Here is an 18,388-nt window from a genome sequence, read left to right on the forward strand (position 1 = left end):
CTGTCGGGTCAGGACGTGGCCACGACGACAGTGCAGCCGCCCAGGCCGGGGCAGACCAGGCCCACCTCGGTGGCCTGGTCGACGGCGATCTTCGCCACCGCGCCGGTGCCGTCCGCCGCCGGCTCGACCTCGTCGCGGATGGTGAGGTCGGCGTCGCCGGGCGCCGGGGCGACGACGGTGAACCGGGCCGCGCTGCGCAGCACCAGGGTGCGCAACCCGCCGGGGTCCGCGACCCGCACCACACAGTTGCCGGAGAACTCCAGCCGGCCCGCCTCGTCGGCGCAGTCGGCGCTGACCCTCGCCGGATCCACAGCGGAACGCTCGCCGCCCAGCGCGCCCAACCGGTCGACGAACCCGTGGCGGGCCCCCGGATCACCCCGGTCGTCGCGGCCCGCGCCGACCGCGACCACGAACAGCGCCACCAGCAGGACGGCGAGCAGCCCCAGCACCGCCTTCTGCCGTCCACTCATCGGGCCACTGCCTTCGCCACGATCTCGGTGAACCGGATCTCGTCGACGCCCGCGAAGTAGCGGTTCGTGCCCTGCGTCTTGCCGACCACCAGCAGCGTGACCTGGTGGGGGCCCTTGGCGAGCCGGACCGCGCCGACGTCCAGGAATTCCGTCTTGCGCACCGTTGGCGTGAAGCCGAGGAACGTCCCGCCGACCTGGGTGCCGTCGATGACGAAGACGGTGTTGGCGTAGTCGAGGGAGGTGGTGCGTACCGCGGCGAAACGCCAGGTGCCGTCGGCCGGGATCTGCACCGTCACGGTGACCTTGTCGCCGATGGCCAACCCCTGGAAGAACAACTGCCTGTCGCCGGACCAGGTCACCCCGCAGCAGTTGGGCTGCGCCTCCACCTTCGCCCCGTTCTTCGCCGGGGAGTCCACCACCGCGCCCGGCACCAGGCTCTCCGCCTCGACGGTGACCACCCGCGGCTCGCCGGGGGTCGGCTCGCCGCCGCGGGTCAGCAACACCACCCCCACGGCGACCACCACCAGCACCAACGCCGCCGCCGCGGCGATCCACAACCACGGGGTACGCCGCGGCGGCGCTACCGCCCGCACCTCGTAGGTGACCCGGCCGCTGGAGCGGGAACTCTCCTCCGGCGCGGTGTTCGCCGAGTACGCGAACCCGGTCATGTCGTAGCGCCGGGGCGGGGTGCCGGCCGGCACGGCGAGCTTGACCAGGAACGACACCGAGCCCTGGCCGGGTACCACCCGTTGGGGTTCGGCGACGGTGAACCACGCCCGCTGGGAGCCGTCACCGGGTGCCACGTCGAACACCACGGTGTCCGGCGCGTTGCCCGGGTTGGACACGGTGAAGGTCAGCTCGCCGCTGTTGCGCGGGTCGACCGTGAACTGCTCGGCGGCGGCGACGACCGCCCACTCGGTGGTCATGACGACTCCTCTTCCAGGACGATCTCGACGGTGGCCGACGCGGGTTTCTCCGCCTCGACGATGCGGGTGATCACGGCGAGCTGACCGGCGGCGGCGACCGGCACCCGCACCACGACGTGGAAGGCCCGCTCGGCGGGCTCGTCGATGACGAAGCCCGACGCCCCGGTGGCCAGTTCCAGGGCTCGTCGCATTCCGTACGGGGTGCCGCGCCAGCGGGCCAGCAGGGCGGCGTTGGCCACCAGGTCGCGCAGCCGACCCACCGGCAGCGGCAGCGGGGTGTCCGGCCGGGGCGAGGTCACCACGTGGTCCATCGCCACCCAACGGGTGAGCCGCACCACCAGTCCGTCCGGCGCACGGTACGGGTCGAACAGCGCGTCCACCTCGGCGAGGATCGCCTCGTCCGGGGCGTGCAGCCCCTCCATCACGTCCAGCAGCGCCCAGAGCACGCTGCCCGGCACGCAGGCCCGCTGGTAGGCGGCGGGCAGCAGCCGCTCAATCGCCGAGCGTCGCATCCTGGCGCACCACCTCGATGTCGTGCTCGCCGGAGCAGAGCAGCCAGGTGTCGGGGACGGTCACCACGTCGGCGGTGGCCTGGTTGGCGCTGGGCGTCCAGGTGACGGCGTCGGCGCTGCGGTGTACGCCGCGTTCGCCGCCGGCCAGGATCAGCCGCTCCGTCGGGCCGGTGCCGCCAGCCGCGGCGCCCCCGGCCGTCGAGCCGCTCACCGCGATGGCGTCGACCGGCACGAACCGGGTCCGGTCCCGCAACGGCAACCCGCAGTTGACAGATACCGCCTGCCACTGCGGCTGGGCGGCCAGGGTGTCCAGCCGCAGCACCCCGCCGCTCTGCGTGGCCGCCACCGCCTGCTGACCGGTGAACGCGAGGTCGCGGCAGGTGCCGCCGATCCACCCGGCCTGCATCGACTGCCACTTCACGTCGGACTCGAACAGCCGGGTGCGGTGGCAGCCCTGGCCGGGCTTCTTCGGGTCCGGTTCGCCGGCGCCGCTCCACAGCAGGGTGGCCGGGCCGTCGTACTGCACGGCGAGGACCCGGTTGTCCACGTTGGCCAGACCGACGTGACCGAAGCTGCCGGGCCGGCCGCCGCCTGTCGACAGGTACACCCCGAAGCTGGCCTGCGCCGCCACCGCCACTCCCGGCGCGCCCCGCTCGGAGACGAACGTGCGGACCGCGTAGAAGCCCCGGTCGGCGTCGGTGGGGTCGACCAGGATCTGCAACGGCACCGCCCCGGGCAGCAGCGACACCTCGTACAGGCCGGTGTCGGTGGCCACCAGCAGCGCGCCGGCGCCGTCGCGGTCCAACCAGGCCACGTCGGAGATCCGCGAGTCCAGGTCGGTGAGCAACGACCACGTCTCGCCCAGGTCGGTGCTCAGGTGCACCCGGGAGCCGCCCGAGGCGCGCAGCGTCACCACCGCCACCGAACCGGGACGCGCGACGATGCCCGGCCGTACCGGCGCGGGCGCGGGCGCGACCCGCAGCACCGTCTCGCCGTCGAACCGACCGGCCGGCTCCCAACCCGAGCCGCCGTTGCTGGAGCGGAACAGCACCGGGCCGCGCCCGGCGTACCAGGTGCGCGGCTGGTACTGGTCCACGGCGAGGGCGCGGACGTCGGCGTCGGGGGCCTCGTCGACCACGAACCGCACTGACTCGACGTAGCGCACCCCCGGCTCGGCGTGCTCCAGCAGCCGGTACACGTTGGAGGCTCGCAGTGGCTCGCCGAACGGCCAACCGGTCGGGTTGAGCGCGGTGGGCAGCGGGCTCAACGTCTGGTGCAGCCGGTCGTGGATGCGGCGACGGACCGCGTCCACGTCCTCCTCGCGGCGGACCACCACCCGGGCCCGCACGGACACCGCCTTGAACCTCGCCCAGGTGGCCCGGGAGCGGATGCCGACCATCCGGCGTTCCTCCAGGTCCGCCTCGACCCGATGGCGCGCCTCGGGTACCTCGTGCTCGCGCAGCAACGCCACCGGCAGCCGACCGCCCGGTCGGGCCGCCTCCGGCACGTACGGCACCAGCACCACCTCGACCTCGCCCGGCTGGGCGAAGCTGTACACCGCCGCGCGGGTGAACGCCCGCGCCCGCGCCACCGCGCCGGAGCTGGTCGCGAGGATCTCGAAGTCGCGGGCGGTGACCGCCCGTTGCTGGGCGAAGAACTCGTACGGGCCGCGTAGCAGCACCGACTCCAGCGCCTCCATCTCCCGGCCCCCGGCCGCCGGGGCGGGGTTGTCCACGCGTACCCCCGGTAGCGGGTCGCGCAGGCTGGTCAGCGTGCCCGCCACCACGTTGCCGGTGGGTCCGCCACCGGCGCGGTACCAGAGCCGGATCTGCCGTCCGGCCGGCGGCACCGCCGCGACGGTCACCGGCGCTACGGTGCTCGCCGGTGCTGCCGCGTCGGCAGTGGCCCCGCCGTGCGGGGTCGCCCCGGCCGGGGGTCGCAGGTCGAGGGCCGGGGCGAAGATGACAGTGCCGGAGCAGCGATCGACAAGGTACGCCTTGGCCTGCGGACCGAGCCCGGCGAAGCTGTCCACCGGCTGCCAGATCTCGAACGTGCGGGAGTCGTGCTCGCGGGCCGCCGCACCCAGCTCGACAGTGCCGGCCGGCACCTCCACCCCGAGCAGCAGGTCCAGCGCCTCGGCGGTGCGTGTCAGCGGCGCGCGCGTCGCGCGCAGAACCTGCCCCGGCTGGCCGGTGCCGACCCCGAGCAACTCCGCCTCGACCGGCTCGCAGTGGTGCATCCGCACCGTCACCGACGCCTCGTCGGCAGGCAGCAGCGTCGGCTCGGTGGTGACGAACACGACAGGCCGAGGGTCCGCGCCCCGGGCCGCGGCGACCCGCAGCCCGGCCGGGATCCGGACCGCACCGCGGTCGGTGCCGGTACGGGTGAACCGGACGTCCGCCCAGGCCGCTGTCGGCGCGTGCCGGGTGACCCCGAGCAGGTTAAGAAACGAGACGTACGCCTTCTCCGGCAACTGGTTCAACCGGTAGATCATCACCTCGGTGAGGTGCGCGAACGTCTCCACCAGTGCCATGCCGGGGTCGTGCGCCGACAGGTCGGTCCACGCCGGGCAGGACTGCCGGATCCGTTCCCGGGCCTCGGTGACCAGGTCGAGGAAGCCGCGATCGTCCAGGTGCGGCACGGGCAGCGTCATGATGCTCCTCCCTGAGCGGGCTCGTCGACCGGGAGCAGATCCACTGAGAAGACCAGTTGCCCGGGGGTCAGGCTGGCCCGCACCCGGTAGTCCAACCGGATCACCAACCGCCACGCGTCGTCCGGGTCCGGCCCGGCGTCCACGTCGATCACCTCGACCCGGGGCTCCCACCGGGCGATGGCCTGCCGGACGTAGTGAATGGCCAGGCCGGCCGTGGTGTCGTCGTTGGGCGCGAAGACCAACCGGTGCAGCCGGGAGCCGTACCCGGGTCGCATCAGCCGCTCGCCCGGCGTGGTCGACAGGAGCAGGAACAGCGCCTGCCGTACGCTCTCGTCGCCCTCGGTCATCGCCAGGCCGCCGGCCGCGGTGAGCGCCAACCCGCCGGTGCGGCCGGCGTCGAAGCCGGCGCCGACGAAGCGGAACGCCCTCATCGGTCCGCCCCCAGGAACTGTTGGCGGGGGTCGCGCACCGTGTGCTTGACCAACCCCGGCGGTGTGCCGTTGGTGAACCCCTCCAGGTGCGACAGCACCACCCGGTGCCCGTCGACGCGGATCCAGTCGCTGTAGCCGACCCGGACGGTCAGCGTCGTCGTACACGGCTTGATGGTCGGTCCGTAGTTCGGGCAGGCGACGATGGCGCGTCCCTCCGGGTCGTCGTCCACGAGCACTGGCACACCGGTCACGGTCACCCACTGCCGCGAGGGTCGGTTCTCGACCCGGCCGTCGTGATCGCAGGTGATCACGGAGTCACTGTGGATCCAGCGCATCAGCCGCCTCCTTCGTGGTGGGCGCGGGCGAGCGAACGGGCCTGCTCGGCCGCGGTGGTCGGGTCCTCGGTCGGGTCGGCGTGCAGGAAGTCCACGCTGCGGGCGCGCACCACAATGGCCTGGCCGGGTGCGGAGATCACCAGGTCGGACGCCGCGTGCAGGGTGGCCAGGTCGGGGGTCAGCTCCAGGAAGCTGCCGCCCTCGGTGCCCAGCCGCAGGCTGCGCCGCACGTCGTCGACGACGATCGACTGTCCGCCGGCGGTGCGCATCGTCCAGCGGCGGGCCCTTCCGTCGTCGATGCCCGCGTCGTACGGCTCGACGGCGCCGAACAGCGAACCGAGCACGATGCCCGAGGCCGGCTCGCCGCCGGGCAGCACCACCAGCACGGTGTCGCCCGGATCGGGCAGCGCCACCAGACCCTTGCCCGGCCCGGCGCCTGGGCAGAGCACGGCGAGCCAGCCGGCGTCGAGGTCCCCGTACGCCGGCAGGGTCAACCGGACCCGGCCCAGCCCGTCCGGGTCGGCGACGTCGGTGACGCTGCCGAGGGTGACCACCGCCCCGCCGCCCGGGGTCGTCGGGGTGGCCGGCGGCGCAGTGGAGAAACGGGTCAGGTGCCCGTTGCCGTCCACCGTGTGCACCACCTCGGTCAGCACGTACGTCCCGGCGACCGGGTCGGGCACCCCGCCGAGGTCGACGCGCCGGCCCGGCCGTAGCGCCGGATCGCCCTCGGCCACCCCCTCGGCCGTGGCCAGCGCCGCCGCACGGGTGTCCAACCGGGCCTGGGCCAGCGCCGCCAACTCGTCGTCACTGCGGCCGGGCTGGTCCACGGCGGTGCGAACGCCGCCGGCACCCACGTCGGCCGGGTCCGGGCGGTCGTCGGCGGGTCGGCCGCAGCGCGCCTCGTCGACCTGCTGGCTGATCACCTCGGCCCGCTGCGGGTGCCAGCCCAGTGCCGCACTGGCACCGCTGGCCTGGTCGGTGTTCGTGGACAGTCGCAGGGTGTGCACCTCCGCGCCGAGCGTCAACGCGACAGGCTCCCCGTAGCCGGCGAGGGTGACCAGCCGGACGCCGTCACCGTCGGCGGCCAGGTGCAGCCCGGCCCGGCCGGCCACCTCGCGCAGCAGCTCCAGGTCGCTGTGCCGGTGTTGGAGCAGCCGCTCCAACCGAGGGCCGTCGACCTCGGCGGTCACCGCCAGCCCCACCGCGCCGCACAGTTCCCGGGCCAGCTCGACGGCGGTCACCGCGGTGAAGACCCGTAACCCCTGCCGCTTGCGCAGCCGGTGCAGCGGGTCGTACGCCCGCAGCCGCAGCACCGCCGCCCCGTCGGCGGCGAACTCCACCTCCACGCAGGTGACCTCGCCGCTGAACAGGGCGTCCGCGTGGTCGGCGAGCCGTACGTCGAGCGCTGTGCCGGGACGTACCACCGGGTCGAACGCGCCGGTCCCGGCGGTGGTGGCGAGCACCAACTCGGCCTGGGTGGGCTGGTTGAGCCGGGCCGCCACCCGCACTGAGCGGACCCGCTGACGAGCCGCGCCGACCAGCTCGACGCCGTCGAGCAGGACGATCAACGCTCGGGGCGCGACGCTGGTCACGGCGTACCCCCGGGACTGCCGGACCCGCTCGGAACCGCGCCGGTCGGGCCGGTGGCCCCGTCCCACGGCGCTCCGGCGACCGAAGCGCCCAGGTACGACGCTCCCGCGCCCACAGCACCCGCCACCGACCGCGCCAACCCGGTCACCGAAGCGGTGCCGGCGGTCGGTGGGACGGCGAGGGTGGTGCCGGCCGGCACGGCGAGGGGATCGGTGATCCGGTTGTGTTCGGCAAGCAGCCGCCAGCGCAGCGGCGAGCCCAGCGCGTCGTTTGCCAGCAGGTCGAAACGCACACCGGAGCGACCCGGCTCGGCCGCGCCGTCACCGGCGGCGATCACCGCGCTGCCCGGCGCGGCGGTCGGGGTGCTCGCCGCGGCCAGCTCCTCGGCGAAGCCGGCCTCGGCCTGATCGGCCGTCTCCGCGGCGCGGACCAGCTTCAGCCGCAACCAGGACCGCCGCGGCGACCCGGTGCCGGTGAACGCGTCGAACCGTTCCGCCACCGCGACGATCACACCCGGCACGTTCCAGGTCTTGCCCCAGACCAACCGGACCAACGGCGGTCGCAGCCAACCATGCTCGGCGGTGGAATTCTCCGCCAGCATCCACAGCGGACGCGTGAGCACCCGGACGTCGGCCGGACGCAGTTGCGCCTCCACGAAGTCGACGTCGAAGAGCAGGTCCAACACCAGCTCGGTACGGCCACCGCCGGTGAAGACCAGCGGGTCGTCGGCCAGACCGGACCCGGTGAGCTGCCCGCCGCCGGCACCCCGTTGGCGTACGCCGGCGAGCCGGGTCACCTGCACGGTCTCCGGGTTGAGCAGGCAGTCCACCCGAACGCCCGAGGAGTCGATGAGGAATGCGACGCGTTCCATCAGTCACCCGCCTGTTCCCGGTCCAGTCGGGTCAGCTGGGCGTTGTCCACCGACGCTCCGGCGACCGACCACAGTGCGGTGTCGTCGGGCAGTGCCGGCCATGGGTCGACACTCCGCGTCGCCGCGCTGGGCGACGGCCCGTCGACGCCCGACGCTCGTCCGCCGGCGGCCGCTCCCGTCAGTGCGTCGCGCAGCGGGGCCACGGGCCCGGGTGGTGCCGGTTCGCCGGGCAGGGCCAGCCAGGGTCCACCGTCCCCGAGGCGATCCAGTTCGCCGCGCGCGGATGATGACGGGTTCCCGCCGCTCGTCACCGTCGCACCCGCCCAGGATGCGTCGACCCCGCCCCGGGTCGGCCCGTTCACGAAACGGTGCCCAGCCACCGCGTCCGCCCGCGACGTGCGCGCCGTGCTCGGCGCACCACCAGGCGGGTGCCCGCCCGCATCCCCTCTCAGCCGCGCCTGGCCGTCCGCCGGGTCGCCCCGGAACCCGTCGTGACCAGCCGAGAGTCGATCGGCGGCGGGTAGTGCGGTGGACGAGTCGGCGGAACGCCGGTGGGCGACCTCGCCGGGCCACTGTGCGTCAGGGTGCGGGTGGGAGGTGGTTCGGGTGGCTTCGCCCTCCGCCCGGCGCGGGCGACTGCCCGGCGAACTGGACGGCCCGAAGACCATGGAACGGACCGGCTGTCGGGGCCCATCCGCCCGGGGCAGCCCGCTCGCGTCGAGGGCCGTGCTGTCGAGGGCCATGGTGTTGAGGGCCGTGGTGTCGACCCGGGCCGCCCGCCGTACCGGAGGCGCCGCCGCGCCCGGTCCCGCCGGCCCTGTCGAACCGGCTGGCGGGGTCGACGGGTCCGGCCAGGTGGACCCCGCCGGCATGATGGTCAGGTCCGAGCTGGTCGGGGGCGTCCCGTCGCCGGATGGGCAGGCAGCACCGGTGCCCGTACCGTCGGGCTGGTCACCGGCTCGCGACGGGTGGCCCGCCCCGCCGGTTCGGCCCTCGGCCCGCGACCTGGTCGACCCCTTGTCCCCGCTCGCACCCCGACCGCCCACGTCTCCCGCGTCGCCGAGCCTGTCGGGCCTGCCGAACCTGGCGTTCGCGACCGGGTCCGCGCCGTCGGCGTCGACCCGAGCGGCCGGCTCGCCCTGCCCGCCGTTGCGGACCCCGGCCTCGGCGTTGCCGGTCGGGGACGGGTCGAGGTCCAGGTCGTGCAGCAGGCCTGGCGCGTGGGCCGCGACAAGGTCCAGCCAGTGCCGCGGAGGCTCCCCGAAACGGCGGGGGGCCACCACTGGCGTCTGCGACGGCGGCGGAAGGTGGCCGGCGGGCTCGACCCGCACGGCGAGGCGCTGCACCGCCCCGGCCGCCGAGCGCAGCCGGCCGGCCAGCCAGCTACGCGGGCGTCGGCGCGGTGGCACCGCCGGTCTCCAGCTCCAGGCCCTCGTAGCGCAGGGTCAGCGAGGCGATGGCGATCTCGTGGCTGAGGGTGTTGAGGTGTGCCCCGCGCCACCGGGTCGGCCAGGCGTCGATCAGGTTCCAGCGCAGCACCTCGGCCGTCCCGACCGAGTCGAGCAGCACCACTGACACGTTGCGCCGGTTGAGAGTGCCCTGGGCGGTGGCGTTCACCCAGTCCCACAACTCACGGGAGGCGGTGAGGCCGAAGTGCAGCGTCACCGGCTCGTACTCGGCCTGGCCGGGCACCATCCGCATCCGACCCAGGCCGTGCTCCCGGTACGGCTGCCCGGGGATGTTCACCTCCAACCCGGTCATCTCGGTGAAGTGGCCGTTGGTGACGCCGTTGATGAGCAGTCGGAAGTTGTACGCCCGGTACGGGTCGACAGGGGCCCCGGGTTGCGGGGTGGCGGTGGTGGGCATGTCAGCCTCCGATCGTCTCGGTCTCGGTGCCGCCGGCCCACTGGCTCAGCTTGAACACCACGAATTCGGCGGGCTTGACGACCGCGATGCCGATGTGGGCGATCACCATGCCCGCGTCGCGGACGTCCGGCGGGTTGGTCTCCTCGTCGCACTTGACGAAGAACGCCTCCTCCGGGCTGCGCCCCAGCAACGCGCCGTCGCGCCACACCCGGGTGAGGAACGCCCCGATGTCGCGCCGGATCGAACGCCAGAGGGTGAAGTCGTTGGGCTCGAACACCATCCACCGGGTGCCGTTGGCGATGGCCTGTTCGATGGCGATGCTGAGGCGTCGGACGTTGAGGTAGCGCCACTCGCTGGCCTCAGCGGCGAGCGTACGGGCGCCCCAGACGCGGATGCCCTCGCCGGCGAAGTAGCGGATCACGTTGACGCCCTTGGGGTTGAGCACGTCGTGTTCCGGTCGGGTGACCAGGTAACCCAGGTCGACGGCGCCGCGCACCGGTTCGTTGGCCGGTGCCTTGTGCACCCCGCGCAGGGCGTCGGTGCGGGCCCAGATGCCGGCCAGGTGCCCGCTCGGCGGGGTGAGTTCCAACTCGCCGCTGATCGGGTCGCGCACCCGTAGCCAGGGGTAGTAGAACGCGCCGAACTCGGACTGTCGCGGCCGGTAGGCGGCCCCCTCGTGGCCGCCGGAGCCGCCCGGCTGGGCCGTGCCGCCGCCGGGACCGCCGCCCGTACCCTCGGCGGGCTTCGGGGGTTTGCCGGAGGACGGCGTGGCCACCCGGGTCAACGCGGAGATGTCGTCGATGTCCGGCGCCGGGTCGCAGATCGCCACCATGGTGCGGGTGCGTTCGGCCATGCTGAGCAGCGCCTCGTGGGACACCACGTCGTGGAACCCGGGCGCGGCGATGATGGAGATCTCGTCGACGGCCTCCAGCAGTTGCAGGCCGCCACGGCGTTGCCCGGTGCCGGTGATCGCGCCACCCTCGCCGACGTTCACCACCCAGCAGCGGGCGCCCCCGTTGTCCAGGAAGCCGAAGACCGCCCGGGCCAGCGGGGTGCTCTCCACCCTCTCGCCGGTGGCGAAGAGCCGCAGGAACTCCGTCCAGTTGTTGACCGGCACCGCCTTGCCCAGGTGGGCGGAGCGGTCCGGAGCGACGCCGACGAAGGCGGCGATGCTGGTGCTCGCCGGCCCGATCGGTCGGGCGCCGCTGGGGACCTCCTCGACATAGATGCCGGGGGAGAAGTAACTGGGCATCGGTCCTCCTGTGCCTGTGGGTGTCAGTGGGTCGGTGGCGCGCAGACGATGACGATGTCGTCCTCGGCGGGGTCGACGTCTGCGGTGAGGACGAGCCCGCGTCCGGTCAGCCGCAGCCGGACCGGGCCCGGGTGCTCGGGGTCGTGCGGGACTCCGACGATCAGGAACCGGCCCTCGGTGTCGGTGCGGGTGGCGGACCCGGTGGCGGGTAGCTCGATCCGCATCGCGGCCAGTGGCTGCTCCTGGGGGCCGACCACCCGCCCACTGAGGCTGCGCACGTCGAGTTGCCGCAACCGCAGCGGTTGCAGCACCGGTGGCGCGGCCGGAGTCGGGTGCTCCACCTGCGCCGCCACGTCGATCAGCAGCGCCGGTCGGGGCGCCGTACCGAATGCCGTCCACAGTGCCGGATCGCCCGCCTCCAGCACGACCGGGTAACTGCCGTCGCTGGTCGCGGCGGTGAGTACCCGGTCCAGCCGGGGCAACCCGGCCGGACTGGTGACGCACAGCAGGTGGCGGACAGTGAACCGGTACGGTTCGCGGACCGCGCCGCTGGAGCGGGTCTGCCGGGCGGTGCGCAGCTCCATCGGCCAGAGGGTGAGCCCGTCGGCGTCGTCGCACGGGCGGGGCGGGCCGATCGGGACCGGTTCCCCCGCCGCGCTGGTCACCCAGGCGACCAGCGCGGCGGTGGCGGTCTCGATCGGTCCGCGCCCGTGGGTGGTCATCGCGGCGGCGTCCCCTGGATCCGGTACGCGATGGCTTCGTTCCACACGTGCGGGTAGACGCCGATCTCGAAGTACCGGGTGAAGCGGTTGATCGGCGCGTTGGTGTGGTCGTGGTAGAGCAGCCACACCGGCGCGATGGTGAACAGGACGTAGTTGGCCAGCACCAGGGGGATGTAGAGCGGACCGAGCAGGCGACCCTGGAAGATGTGCACGTCCTCATGCCGCTGGATGCCGGAGCTGGAGCCGGCGCAGACGGTGCCGATGGTGGTGGCGTAGCGGGGTGAGACCCCCTCCACCACGCTGACCCGTCCGCTGCCCAGCGACGTGGGCCGGTCCAGTGAGTGCCCGAAGATCAGGTGCACGGTCAGGTAGATGGCGCCGACGACAGTGTTGAGCAGACTCCAGGTGTGGTCGACGACGAAGAGGAAGATGCCGCGGGCGTCCGAGGCGTACACCCCGGCGGAGGCCACCGACCAGCCGAAGACCGCGCCGACCACGAGGCCCACGACGGCGCCGATCAGCAGCCCGATCGAGCCACCGGCGAGGAAGCCGAGCAGGGCGGCGAAGCCGACCTGGATGGCTGCGCTGAGAATTCCGAAGACCATGACGGCACCCCTCAGACCCAGGAACGGAAGACTCGGGGTTCACGGCCCTGCGCGACCTGGGTCGGCGACGGTTGGGTCGCCTGCCGGTTGCCGGGCGGGAACTGGTTGACGCCGAGCGCGGCGGAGAAGATGACAAGCGCGTTGAAGAACGCGATGACCCACTTCTCGCCGCCGGCGTCGTCGGCGAACGCCGCTGTCAGGTAGGACAGCAGCAGCGCGATGGCGATGGCGATCCACTTGCGGAGCTTGTCGCCGCTCGGGCCGATCAGCCCGCCGATGACGTTGGTGGCCAGCAGGGTGGCGGCGCTCGCGCCGGCGATGGTCCCCAGGGCTGCCCAGGTGAAGAGATCGTTCATGACGATCCCCCTTCTGCGATGGTGCGACCGGGATGTGGTGGTGGTGAGGTCCGGTGTCCCTGCGGGGAGCACCGGGGCCGGTCGCCGTCGTTTCGGGGGCGGCCGGGGCCGGGCGTGGCCGGCTGAGCCGGCCACCAGATGGATCAGCCGGGCCCCGGGGCGCCGGCGGGCGGGCCCGGCGGCGGGGTCGGACCGGGCGCAGCCGGCGCCGCGGGGTGACGGCGGCGAACCAGGAGTACGCCCACCGCGGCGAGCAGCAGCAGCAGGAGGACACCGCCGACGACCAGCAGCCAGGGGAACCCGCTGTCGTCCTCCTCGCCAGCGGCAACCGGTGAGGAGGACGGTCGCGCTGGCGCCTCGGCCACGGCCCGCAGTTCGGCTGGCTTCTCCTGGTTGGGGTCGACCTTCCAACTGACCGAACGGCCGTTGACGGTGCCATTGCTGTCGATCACCCGGCCGGGAAATGTCACCGAGATCTCGAACGACATCAGCTTGAGGAACGCCTGTTGATTTTGCGGATTCTGCTCCGCAACCTTTCCGCCGTACTTCTTGGGATCGAGCGGCAGCGTGAAGCGGTACAGATCCCCGTCCCTGACCAGTTTCACGCTCTCGGTGTCGAACCCGGCCAGCGGCGCCTTGCGGTAACTGATCTGGGACCCGTAGAAAGTGTCGTCCTGGTAAAGGGTTTCCTCGCCCGCCGGTAGGGCGGGGATGTTCTGCCGCAGCTCCGCGAAGGCGACCGGGAGGTTCTTGTTACGACCACTCAGCACGGACTTCTGGGCCGTCAGCAGGAGCTGCCCGTCGACAGTGTCGTCGGCGTTGACTGTCAACCCCATGTTGAGTTGCATGCAGCCGCTCAGCGCGGCGAGAAGAAGGAGGCACACCGCGACGCGGAGTGCCCTGCCGCGGTTGACTCTCCTGTTCATGGGGTCAGTGTGTGTGATCGCTTTCACCATCAGCAGTCAGCGATCGGTCACAACGAAGTCGCCGATTGTACCGGCGCACTGTCGCCTTTGATTAGCCCCGGCGGCGACCCGAATGACTATTCTGGAGCTTTGGGGCCGCGACGGTTTCTCGCCGGCCGTAGTCTGGTCGGATGAGAATTGTCGCGTGCGTCCTGTTGGTAGATCCCGACGGGCAGCTGCTGCTGCAACTGCGCGACGGCAACGCGACGCACCACCCGAACGTGTGGGGGCTGCCCGGCGGCCACGGCGAGCCGGGGGAGACACCGGAGCAGACCGCCGAGCGGGAGTTGTGGGAGGAGACCGGCCTGCGGGCCGACGGGCCACTGCGCCCGGTCGCCGTGCAGTCGCTGCCCGAGCTGGCCCGGGTGAAGCACTACTTCCTCGGCAGCACCAGCGCCCGGCAGGAGGACGTGGTGCTCGGCGAGGGTGCGGCGATGCTCTTCGTCCCCGGTGCCGAGGTGCTCGACGGTCGTCAGTGGACTCCGGGCACAGTGGAGGTGTTGACCGAGATCCTCGCCTCAGCCGAGTACACCGCCCTGGCCACCGGCCGGATCGCCGGGCCGGCTCAGCCCGCCGGTGGTCGCCAGTCCGCGTAGCGAGCCATGCTGCGCAGGGCCAGCCGGCTCGGGATGAGCCGCAACGCGACGGTCCGCATCGCGAAGGCAATCGGGTTCTGCAGCTGCTGTCCGAACCGCCCGGCAACGTAGGAGGCACGGGCGACGGACTGACTGCGTGGTCGACGCTGCTCGTCGTATGCGGCCAGGGCGGCCGGCACTCCCTCGGCGCCGCTGGCGCAGACCGCGCCGAGCACCACCGCGTCCTCGATCGCCTGCCCGGCGCCCTGCCCGAGGTTGGGCGTCATCGGGTGGGCGGCGTCGCCGAGCAACGCCACCCGCCCCCGCACGTACGAGGGCAGGGGCTCGGCCAGGTAGTGGATGTCGTTGCGTAGGACGGCTTCGGGCGGGGTCGCGGCGAGAAGCGCCGGGATGGGGGCATGCCAGTCGCCGAAGTGCTCCCGCACGGCTGCCAGTTCGTCGGGGGCGTGGCCGCCGGGCGGGGCGTTCAGCGCGCCGTACCAGTAGAGCTGGCCGTCGCCGATCGGCACCATGCCGAACTCGGCTCCCGGCCCCCAGGTGATGGCGGCCGGGATCGGATCGGGAAACGCGATGGCCGCTCGCCAGGTCGTCGATCCGGCGTACACCGGGCCGGGGTGTTGCGGCCAGAGTTGGGCGCGGACCCGGCTGCGCAGGCCGTCGGCGCCGACCACCAGATCGGCGGTGAGGGTGTGGGGACCGTCCGGCCTCTGGTAGCGCACCTCGGCGCGGTCCGGGCCGGACTCGACGTGCTCCACCGTGGCATTGGTGTGCAGGGCCGACGCCGGCAGGGCCTCGCGCAGGGTGCGGTGCAGCGTGGCCCGGTGCACGCCGAGCGCCGTGGTGCCCAGCTGCCTGATCATCTCCGAGGCGTCCACCCGGGACAGCCACCGCCCGTGCCGGTCGCGCATTCCGCCGGGTGCCTCACCGTGTCCACCCCGGCGCAGGGCCGGGCCGAGACCGAGGGCGTCCACCCCGCGTACGGCGTTGGCCATCAGGCTCAGGCCGGCACCGACCTCGCGCATTTCGGGGGCGCGCTCCAGCACTGTGACCCGCCACCCGTGCCGGTGCAGGGCGAGTGCCGCGCTCAACCCGCCGATGCCGGCGCCCACCACCACCGCGTGTGAGTCGTCCATGCCGATCCTCCTTCTACATCTGTAGAAGAGCGATACTACCTGCGGACCACCGGAAGGGAGGAGAGCCATGACGGCGCGGGCGAACCGGATCGCGACACTTACCGACGCGGCCATCGAACTGATCGCCGACGGTGGCATGCGCGCCCTGACCCACCGCGCGGTCGACGGCCGCGCCGGAATGCCGCCGGGCACCACCTCCGCGTACCTGCGGACCCGGCAGGCGCTGATCGAGGCGGTCGTCGGACGGCTCGCCGAACGGGACCGGGTCGACCTGGCCGCGTACGACCTGCCGACCGGCCCGCCACCCCCGACCCCTGCCCCCCGGCTCGACAGCGGCGACCTCGACGCGCTCGCCGCCGGCGTCGCCGAGGTGCTCGACCGCTGGTTGAGCACCGGGCGCAGCCGGAGCCTCGCCCGCTACGCCTGCCTCTTGGAAGCGGTGCACCGGCCCGAGCTGCGCGGCATCCTGCAACACGGCACCGGCCTGCGGGTGCAGGCCCGGGACCTGCTGACCCGGGCCGGGGCCACCGACCCCGAGCGGCAGGGCGACCAGTTCGTGGCGTTCGTGGACGGGCTGCTCTTCGACCGGCTGGCCGGCGCGGGCGCGCTCACCGCCCCACCGCCCGGCACCGCGGCCAGCCGGGCCGACCTGAGCTCCGCCGTCCGTACGCTGCTGCGCGCCCTCACCGGAACCTGACCCGGACGGCGCGCCCGTCGTCGATCAGGTCGCCCGGCCCGGCATCGTGCGGACCCGTCGGCCCGCTGGCACCCGGGTGGGCAGCAACGCCCTGGCACCCGGGTGGGCAGCAACGCCCTGGCACCCGGGCGGGTAGCGACGCGCTGGCACCCGGGCAGGTAGCAAGCAGCCCGGTGATCAGGTCCGACGCGTGATGGGAGACGATCGCCTCGGGACGCCGCCGGCCGCCGGCATGGTGCCATGGGCCGGCCCTTTGGAGCTGAATCGTTTACGACATCGAACCTGATGCGTTTACGGCATCAGCTCCAAAGGGGGAACGGGCGGCCTGCTGCGGTGAGCCAGCGGCGTGGTGTCGCGCTTCCGGCGGCGCGGCGGACCGGCCGGCCGGCGTGGGCGGGAGAGGGTGGGCGATGACGCGGTTCAGCGGCCTGCGGACGGCCGGCGGGCGGTTGCGGCAGGGCTGGCGGCCGGTGCTGGAGGCGACCGTCGCGGCGACCGTGGCCTGGCTGCTGGCCACCCGGTTGCTCGGGCACCCGCAGCCCTTCTTCGCGCCGGCCGCCGCGCTGATCGTCCTCGGCCAGGCCCGGGGGCAGCGCATCCGCCGGGCCGTCGAGGTCATCCTCGGGGTAGCCGCCGGGGTGCTCGTCGCCGACCTGGTGGTGCAGGCGCTCGGCCCGGGCAGCACCTGGACGGTGTTCACAGTCATCCTGCTCACCGTCCTCCTCGCGGTGGCCTTCGGCGCCACCGGCGTGACGCTGGTGCAGGCGGCCGTCTCGGCGCTCTACCTGGTGGTGGTCGCACCACCGGACGGCTCGTTGGTGCCGTTCCGCTTCGTCGACGCGCTGGTCGGCGGCGTGGTCGCCCTCGCGGCCAGCCTGCTGGTCGACGCCCGGCATCCGCTGGCGCCGCTGGTCGCCGAGGTGCGGCGGACCTTCGACGAGTTGGCCGGGCTGCTCGGCGGGATCGCCGACGCGCTGGACGACCGCGACGAGCCGGCGGCGGTCGCCGCGCTGCGGCAGGCCCGGGGGATGGACGCCCGGGTGGACGGGCTGCGCGACGGGGTGCTGGCCGCCGGTGAGGCGCTGCGGCTCAACGTCCGTCGACGTCGGCACATCGGTCGGCTGCGCTCGGTGGACGAGTCGATCCGGCAGATCGACTACGCGGTCCGCAATGTCCGGGTGCTGGCCCGTGCGGGCGTGACCCTCAGCCGGCTGCACACCCCGGCCCCGCCCGAGCTGGGCGCCGCCCTGCGGTCGCTGGCCGAGGCGGTCCGTCAGGCCGGTGCCGCCCTCGCCGCGGACCTGAACGGGCAGGAGGAGACCGCCGACCGGCACGCCAGCCGGGCCGACGAGTCGGCGTTGGCCGCTGTGCACGCCGCCGGGCAGCTCTTCGGCCCCACGCAGACCCTCCCCCTGGCGATGATCATCGGTCAGGTTCGGGCCACGGCCATCGACCTGCTGCGGGGCGTCAACCCGGAGGACGACGCCGCAGTCCTCGCCCGCGTCGACGACGCCCTCGGCCTCCCCCCGGTCTGACGTTCGTACCGATCAGCGGCGGTTCCCCCGCCCCGCCCGGGTCGATCAAGGACTTGTGGTGCCTCCCGTAAGCCACTTTCCGTCGTCAATCGCCCACCACAACTCCATGATCGACCGGGGCGGGGCGGGGCGGGGCGGGGCGGGGCGGGGCGGGGTGGTGGGTTACGTGGTGAGCCAGGCGAGGGCGGAATCGCGGATCGGGGCGGGAACGTCATGGCCGCCGGGGAACTCCTCGTAGGTCACGTCGTAGCCGAGGTCGTGCAGGTGGGGGACGAGACGGCGGCTGCACACGTCGATGGGCAGCACCCGGTCGTCGACCCCGTGCGAGATGAAGATCCGTGGCCGGCCGTGGGTGACCGGTGGGGCGGCGAAGCCGGGGGAGAAGGCCAGCACCGCGTCGACCAGATCCCCGTTCGCCAAGCCCAGCGACAGCGCGTACGAGGCGCCGTCGGAGAAGCCGCCGACCGTCACGTCGGCCACCGGGTAGGTGTCGAAGACGGTCGCCAACAGCCCGTCGATGCGCCCCACGTCCGCCCCGAAACCGCCGGCGATCAAGTCCCAACTGGCCGCCGACGAGTCCGGGGCGACAAGCAGCAGGTGCTGCGCGTCCGCGACCGGCAACAGCAGGTCCAGCCCCTGTCGCGCGGAACCGCCCGCGCCGTGCAGGAGCAGCACCAACCGATACGCCGAAGCGTCGGTCGTCGGCTCCGGGGCGTACCCCAGGGCCAGCCGGTCACCGTCGGGGCCGGTCATCGGCACCAGCCCGGTGCGGCCCTGCGCCACCGGCGGGTGGCGGCGGGCGGTCAACCGGCCGTCCCGGGGGCTCGGCGCCGGGTCCCAGTGCGACGGCGCGGAGTCGGACACGGGTCGGCG

The 18,388-nt window shown here is 73.5% G+C and carries 20 protein-coding genes; 3 read left to right on the forward strand and 17 right to left on the reverse strand.

All coding sequences use genetic code 11. The annotated features are described in order from the left end of the window. Nucleotides 1–8: 8 nt before the first annotated feature. The 15 genes from MED01_RS22985 to MED01_RS23055 form a co-directional block, all read right to left on the reverse strand. Nucleotides 9–470, reverse strand: a complete 462-nt coding sequence (locus tag MED01_RS22985; protein ID WP_238670635.1) for a hypothetical protein — start codon at nt 468–470, stop codon at nt 9–11. Next, nucleotides 467–1,396 (reverse strand): carbohydrate-binding protein, encoded by a 930-nt coding sequence (locus MED01_RS22990; protein ID WP_238670636.1) that lies wholly within the window; start codon nt 1,394–1,396, stop codon nt 467–469. The genes MED01_RS22985 and MED01_RS22990 overlap by 4 nt, the downstream gene beginning before the upstream one ends. Beyond that, nucleotides 1,393–1,908, reverse strand: a complete 516-nt coding sequence (locus tag MED01_RS22995; protein WP_238670637.1) for a phage tail protein — start codon at nt 1,906–1,908, stop codon at nt 1,393–1,395. Before MED01_RS22995 ends, MED01_RS22990 begins: the two co-directional genes overlap by 4 nt. After that, nucleotides 1,889–4,561, reverse strand: a complete 2,673-nt coding sequence (locus MED01_RS23000; RefSeq protein ID WP_238670638.1) for a putative baseplate assembly protein — start codon at nt 4,559–4,561, stop codon at nt 1,889–1,891. The genes MED01_RS22995 and MED01_RS23000 overlap by 20 nt, the downstream gene beginning before the upstream one ends. Continuing rightward, on the reverse strand, nt 4,558–4,992 hold the full coding sequence (locus MED01_RS23005; protein WP_030489705.1) for a GPW/gp25 family protein: 435 nt from the start codon (nt 4,990–4,992) through the stop codon (nt 4,558–4,560). Before MED01_RS23005 ends, MED01_RS23000 begins: the two co-directional genes overlap by 4 nt. Next, entirely contained in the window at nt 4,989–5,327 is a 339-nt protein-coding gene (locus tag MED01_RS23010; RefSeq protein ID WP_238670639.1) for a hypothetical protein, read from the reverse strand. Before MED01_RS23010 ends, MED01_RS23005 begins: the two co-directional genes overlap by 4 nt. Further along, entirely contained in the window at nt 5,327–6,919 is a 1,593-nt protein-coding gene (locus MED01_RS23015) for a contractile injection system protein, VgrG/Pvc8 family (RefSeq protein ID WP_238670640.1), read from the reverse strand. The genes MED01_RS23010 and MED01_RS23015 overlap by 1 nt, the downstream gene beginning before the upstream one ends. Beyond that, nucleotides 6,916–7,788: a CIS tube protein gene (locus MED01_RS23020; RefSeq protein ID WP_238670641.1), complete on the reverse strand. Its 873-nt coding sequence runs from the start codon at nt 7,786–7,788 to the stop codon at nt 6,916–6,918. The genes MED01_RS23015 and MED01_RS23020 overlap by 4 nt, the downstream gene beginning before the upstream one ends. After that, a complete protein-coding gene (locus MED01_RS23025; protein ID WP_238670642.1) occupies nt 7,788–9,197 on the reverse strand; it encodes a hypothetical protein in 1,410 nt (469 codons plus the stop codon). Before MED01_RS23025 ends, MED01_RS23020 begins: the two co-directional genes overlap by 1 nt. Continuing rightward, on the reverse strand, nt 9,172–9,654 hold the full coding sequence (locus tag MED01_RS23030; RefSeq protein ID WP_030327509.1) for a phage tail protein: 483 nt from the start codon (nt 9,652–9,654) through the stop codon (nt 9,172–9,174). The genes MED01_RS23025 and MED01_RS23030 overlap by 26 nt, the downstream gene beginning before the upstream one ends. A 1-nt stretch (nt 9,655) precedes the next feature. Then, nucleotides 9,656–10,906 (reverse strand): phage tail sheath subtilisin-like domain-containing protein, encoded by a 1,251-nt coding sequence (locus MED01_RS23035; protein ID WP_238670643.1) that lies wholly within the window; start codon nt 10,904–10,906, stop codon nt 9,656–9,658. A gap of 23 nt (nt 10,907–10,929) precedes the next feature. After that, nucleotides 10,930–11,628, reverse strand: coding sequence for a carboxypeptidase-like regulatory domain-containing protein (locus tag MED01_RS23040; protein WP_238670644.1), 699 nt, complete (start codon nt 11,626–11,628; stop codon nt 10,930–10,932). Further along, nucleotides 11,625–12,233, reverse strand: coding sequence for a glycine zipper family protein (locus MED01_RS23045; RefSeq protein WP_238670645.1), 609 nt, complete (start codon nt 12,231–12,233; stop codon nt 11,625–11,627). Before MED01_RS23045 ends, MED01_RS23040 begins: the two co-directional genes overlap by 4 nt. An 11-nt stretch (nt 12,234–12,244) precedes the next feature. Next, nucleotides 12,245–12,589 (reverse strand): hypothetical protein, encoded by a 345-nt coding sequence (locus MED01_RS23050; protein ID WP_196923244.1) that lies wholly within the window; start codon nt 12,587–12,589, stop codon nt 12,245–12,247. A gap of 143 nt (nt 12,590–12,732) precedes the next feature. Further along, nucleotides 12,733–13,515 (reverse strand): LppM family (lipo)protein, encoded by a 783-nt coding sequence (locus MED01_RS23055; protein WP_238670646.1) that lies wholly within the window; start codon nt 13,513–13,515, stop codon nt 12,733–12,735. 170 nt (nt 13,516–13,685) lie between these two features. Between MED01_RS23055 and MED01_RS23060 the strand changes: the two genes are divergently transcribed. Next, complete coding sequence (locus tag MED01_RS23060) at nt 13,686–14,150, forward strand: NUDIX domain-containing protein (RefSeq protein ID WP_238670647.1); 465 nt, start codon at nt 13,686–13,688, stop codon at nt 14,148–14,150. Here MED01_RS23060 and MED01_RS23065 read toward each other — a convergent pair. Then, on the reverse strand, nt 14,120–15,283 hold the full coding sequence (locus MED01_RS23065; protein ID WP_238670648.1) for an FAD-dependent oxidoreductase: 1,164 nt from the start codon (nt 15,281–15,283) through the stop codon (nt 14,120–14,122). The genes MED01_RS23060 and MED01_RS23065 overlap by 31 nt on opposite strands. A 67-nt stretch (nt 15,284–15,350) precedes the next feature. On the opposite strand from MED01_RS23065, the gene MED01_RS23070 reads away from it, so the two are divergent. Continuing rightward, nucleotides 15,351–15,980: a TetR/AcrR family transcriptional regulator gene (locus MED01_RS23070; protein WP_238670649.1), complete on the forward strand. Its 630-nt coding sequence runs from the start codon at nt 15,351–15,353 to the stop codon at nt 15,978–15,980. Nucleotides 15,981–16,390: 410 nt separating this feature from the next. Beyond that, complete coding sequence (locus MED01_RS23075; RefSeq protein ID WP_238670650.1) at nt 16,391–17,515, forward strand: FUSC family protein; 1,125 nt, start codon at nt 16,391–16,393, stop codon at nt 17,513–17,515. A gap of 162 nt (nt 17,516–17,677) precedes the next feature. Here MED01_RS23075 and MED01_RS23080 read toward each other — a convergent pair whose 3' ends face one another. Beyond that, entirely contained in the window at nt 17,678–18,379 is a 702-nt protein-coding gene (locus MED01_RS23080) for an alpha/beta hydrolase (protein ID WP_238670651.1), read from the reverse strand. Between the last annotated feature and the right edge of the window lie 9 nt (nt 18,380–18,388).

Source organism: Micromonospora alfalfae (assembly GCF_022230925.1).
Lineage (GTDB): Bacteria > Actinomycetota > Actinomycetes > Mycobacteriales > Micromonosporaceae > Micromonospora > Micromonospora alfalfae.

Bases quoted from the DNA above. Each gene is read 5' to 3' on its own strand.
- MED01_RS22985 (WP_238670635.1), bottom strand. From the start codon at position 470: ATGAGTGGACGGCAGAAGGCGGTGCTGGGGCTGCTCGCCGTCCTGCTG.
- MED01_RS22990 (WP_238670636.1), bottom strand. From the start codon at position 1,396: ATGACCACCGAGTGGGCGGTCGTCGCCGCCGCCGAGCAGTTCACGGTC.
- MED01_RS22995 (WP_238670637.1), bottom strand. From the start codon at position 1,908: ATGCGACGCTCGGCGATTGAGCGGCTGCTGCCCGCCGCCTACCAGCGG.
- MED01_RS23000 (WP_238670638.1), bottom strand. From the start codon at position 4,561: ATGACGCTGCCCGTGCCGCACCTGGACGATCGCGGCTTCCTCGACCTG.
- MED01_RS23005 (WP_030489705.1), bottom strand. From the start codon at position 4,992: ATGAGGGCGTTCCGCTTCGTCGGCGCCGGCTTCGACGCCGGCCGCACC.
- MED01_RS23010 (WP_238670639.1), bottom strand. From the start codon at position 5,327: ATGCGCTGGATCCACAGTGACTCCGTGATCACCTGCGATCACGACGGC.
- MED01_RS23020 (WP_238670641.1), bottom strand. From the start codon at position 7,788: ATGGAACGCGTCGCATTCCTCATCGACTCCTCGGGCGTTCGGGTGGAC.
- MED01_RS23030 (WP_030327509.1), bottom strand. From the start codon at position 9,654: ATGCCCACCACCGCCACCCCGCAACCCGGGGCCCCTGTCGACCCGTAC.
- MED01_RS23035 (WP_238670643.1), bottom strand. From the start codon at position 10,906: ATGCCCAGTTACTTCTCCCCCGGCATCTATGTCGAGGAGGTCCCCAGC.
- MED01_RS23040 (WP_238670644.1), bottom strand. From the start codon at position 11,628: ATGACCACCCACGGGCGCGGACCGATCGAGACCGCCACCGCCGCGCTG.
- MED01_RS23045 (WP_238670645.1), bottom strand. From the start codon at position 12,233: ATGGTCTTCGGAATTCTCAGCGCAGCCATCCAGGTCGGCTTCGCCGCC.
- MED01_RS23050 (WP_196923244.1), bottom strand. From the start codon at position 12,589: ATGAACGATCTCTTCACCTGGGCAGCCCTGGGGACCATCGCCGGCGCG.
- MED01_RS23055 (WP_238670646.1), bottom strand. From the start codon at position 13,515: ATGAACAGGAGAGTCAACCGCGGCAGGGCACTCCGCGTCGCGGTGTGC.
- MED01_RS23060 (WP_238670647.1), top strand. From the start codon at position 13,686: ATGAGAATTGTCGCGTGCGTCCTGTTGGTAGATCCCGACGGGCAGCTG.
- MED01_RS23065 (WP_238670648.1), bottom strand. From the start codon at position 15,283: ATGGACGACTCACACGCGGTGGTGGTGGGCGCCGGCATCGGCGGGTTG.
- MED01_RS23070 (WP_238670649.1), top strand. From the start codon at position 15,351: ATGACGGCGCGGGCGAACCGGATCGCGACACTTACCGACGCGGCCATC.
- MED01_RS23075 (WP_238670650.1), top strand. From the start codon at position 16,391: ATGACGCGGTTCAGCGGCCTGCGGACGGCCGGCGGGCGGTTGCGGCAG.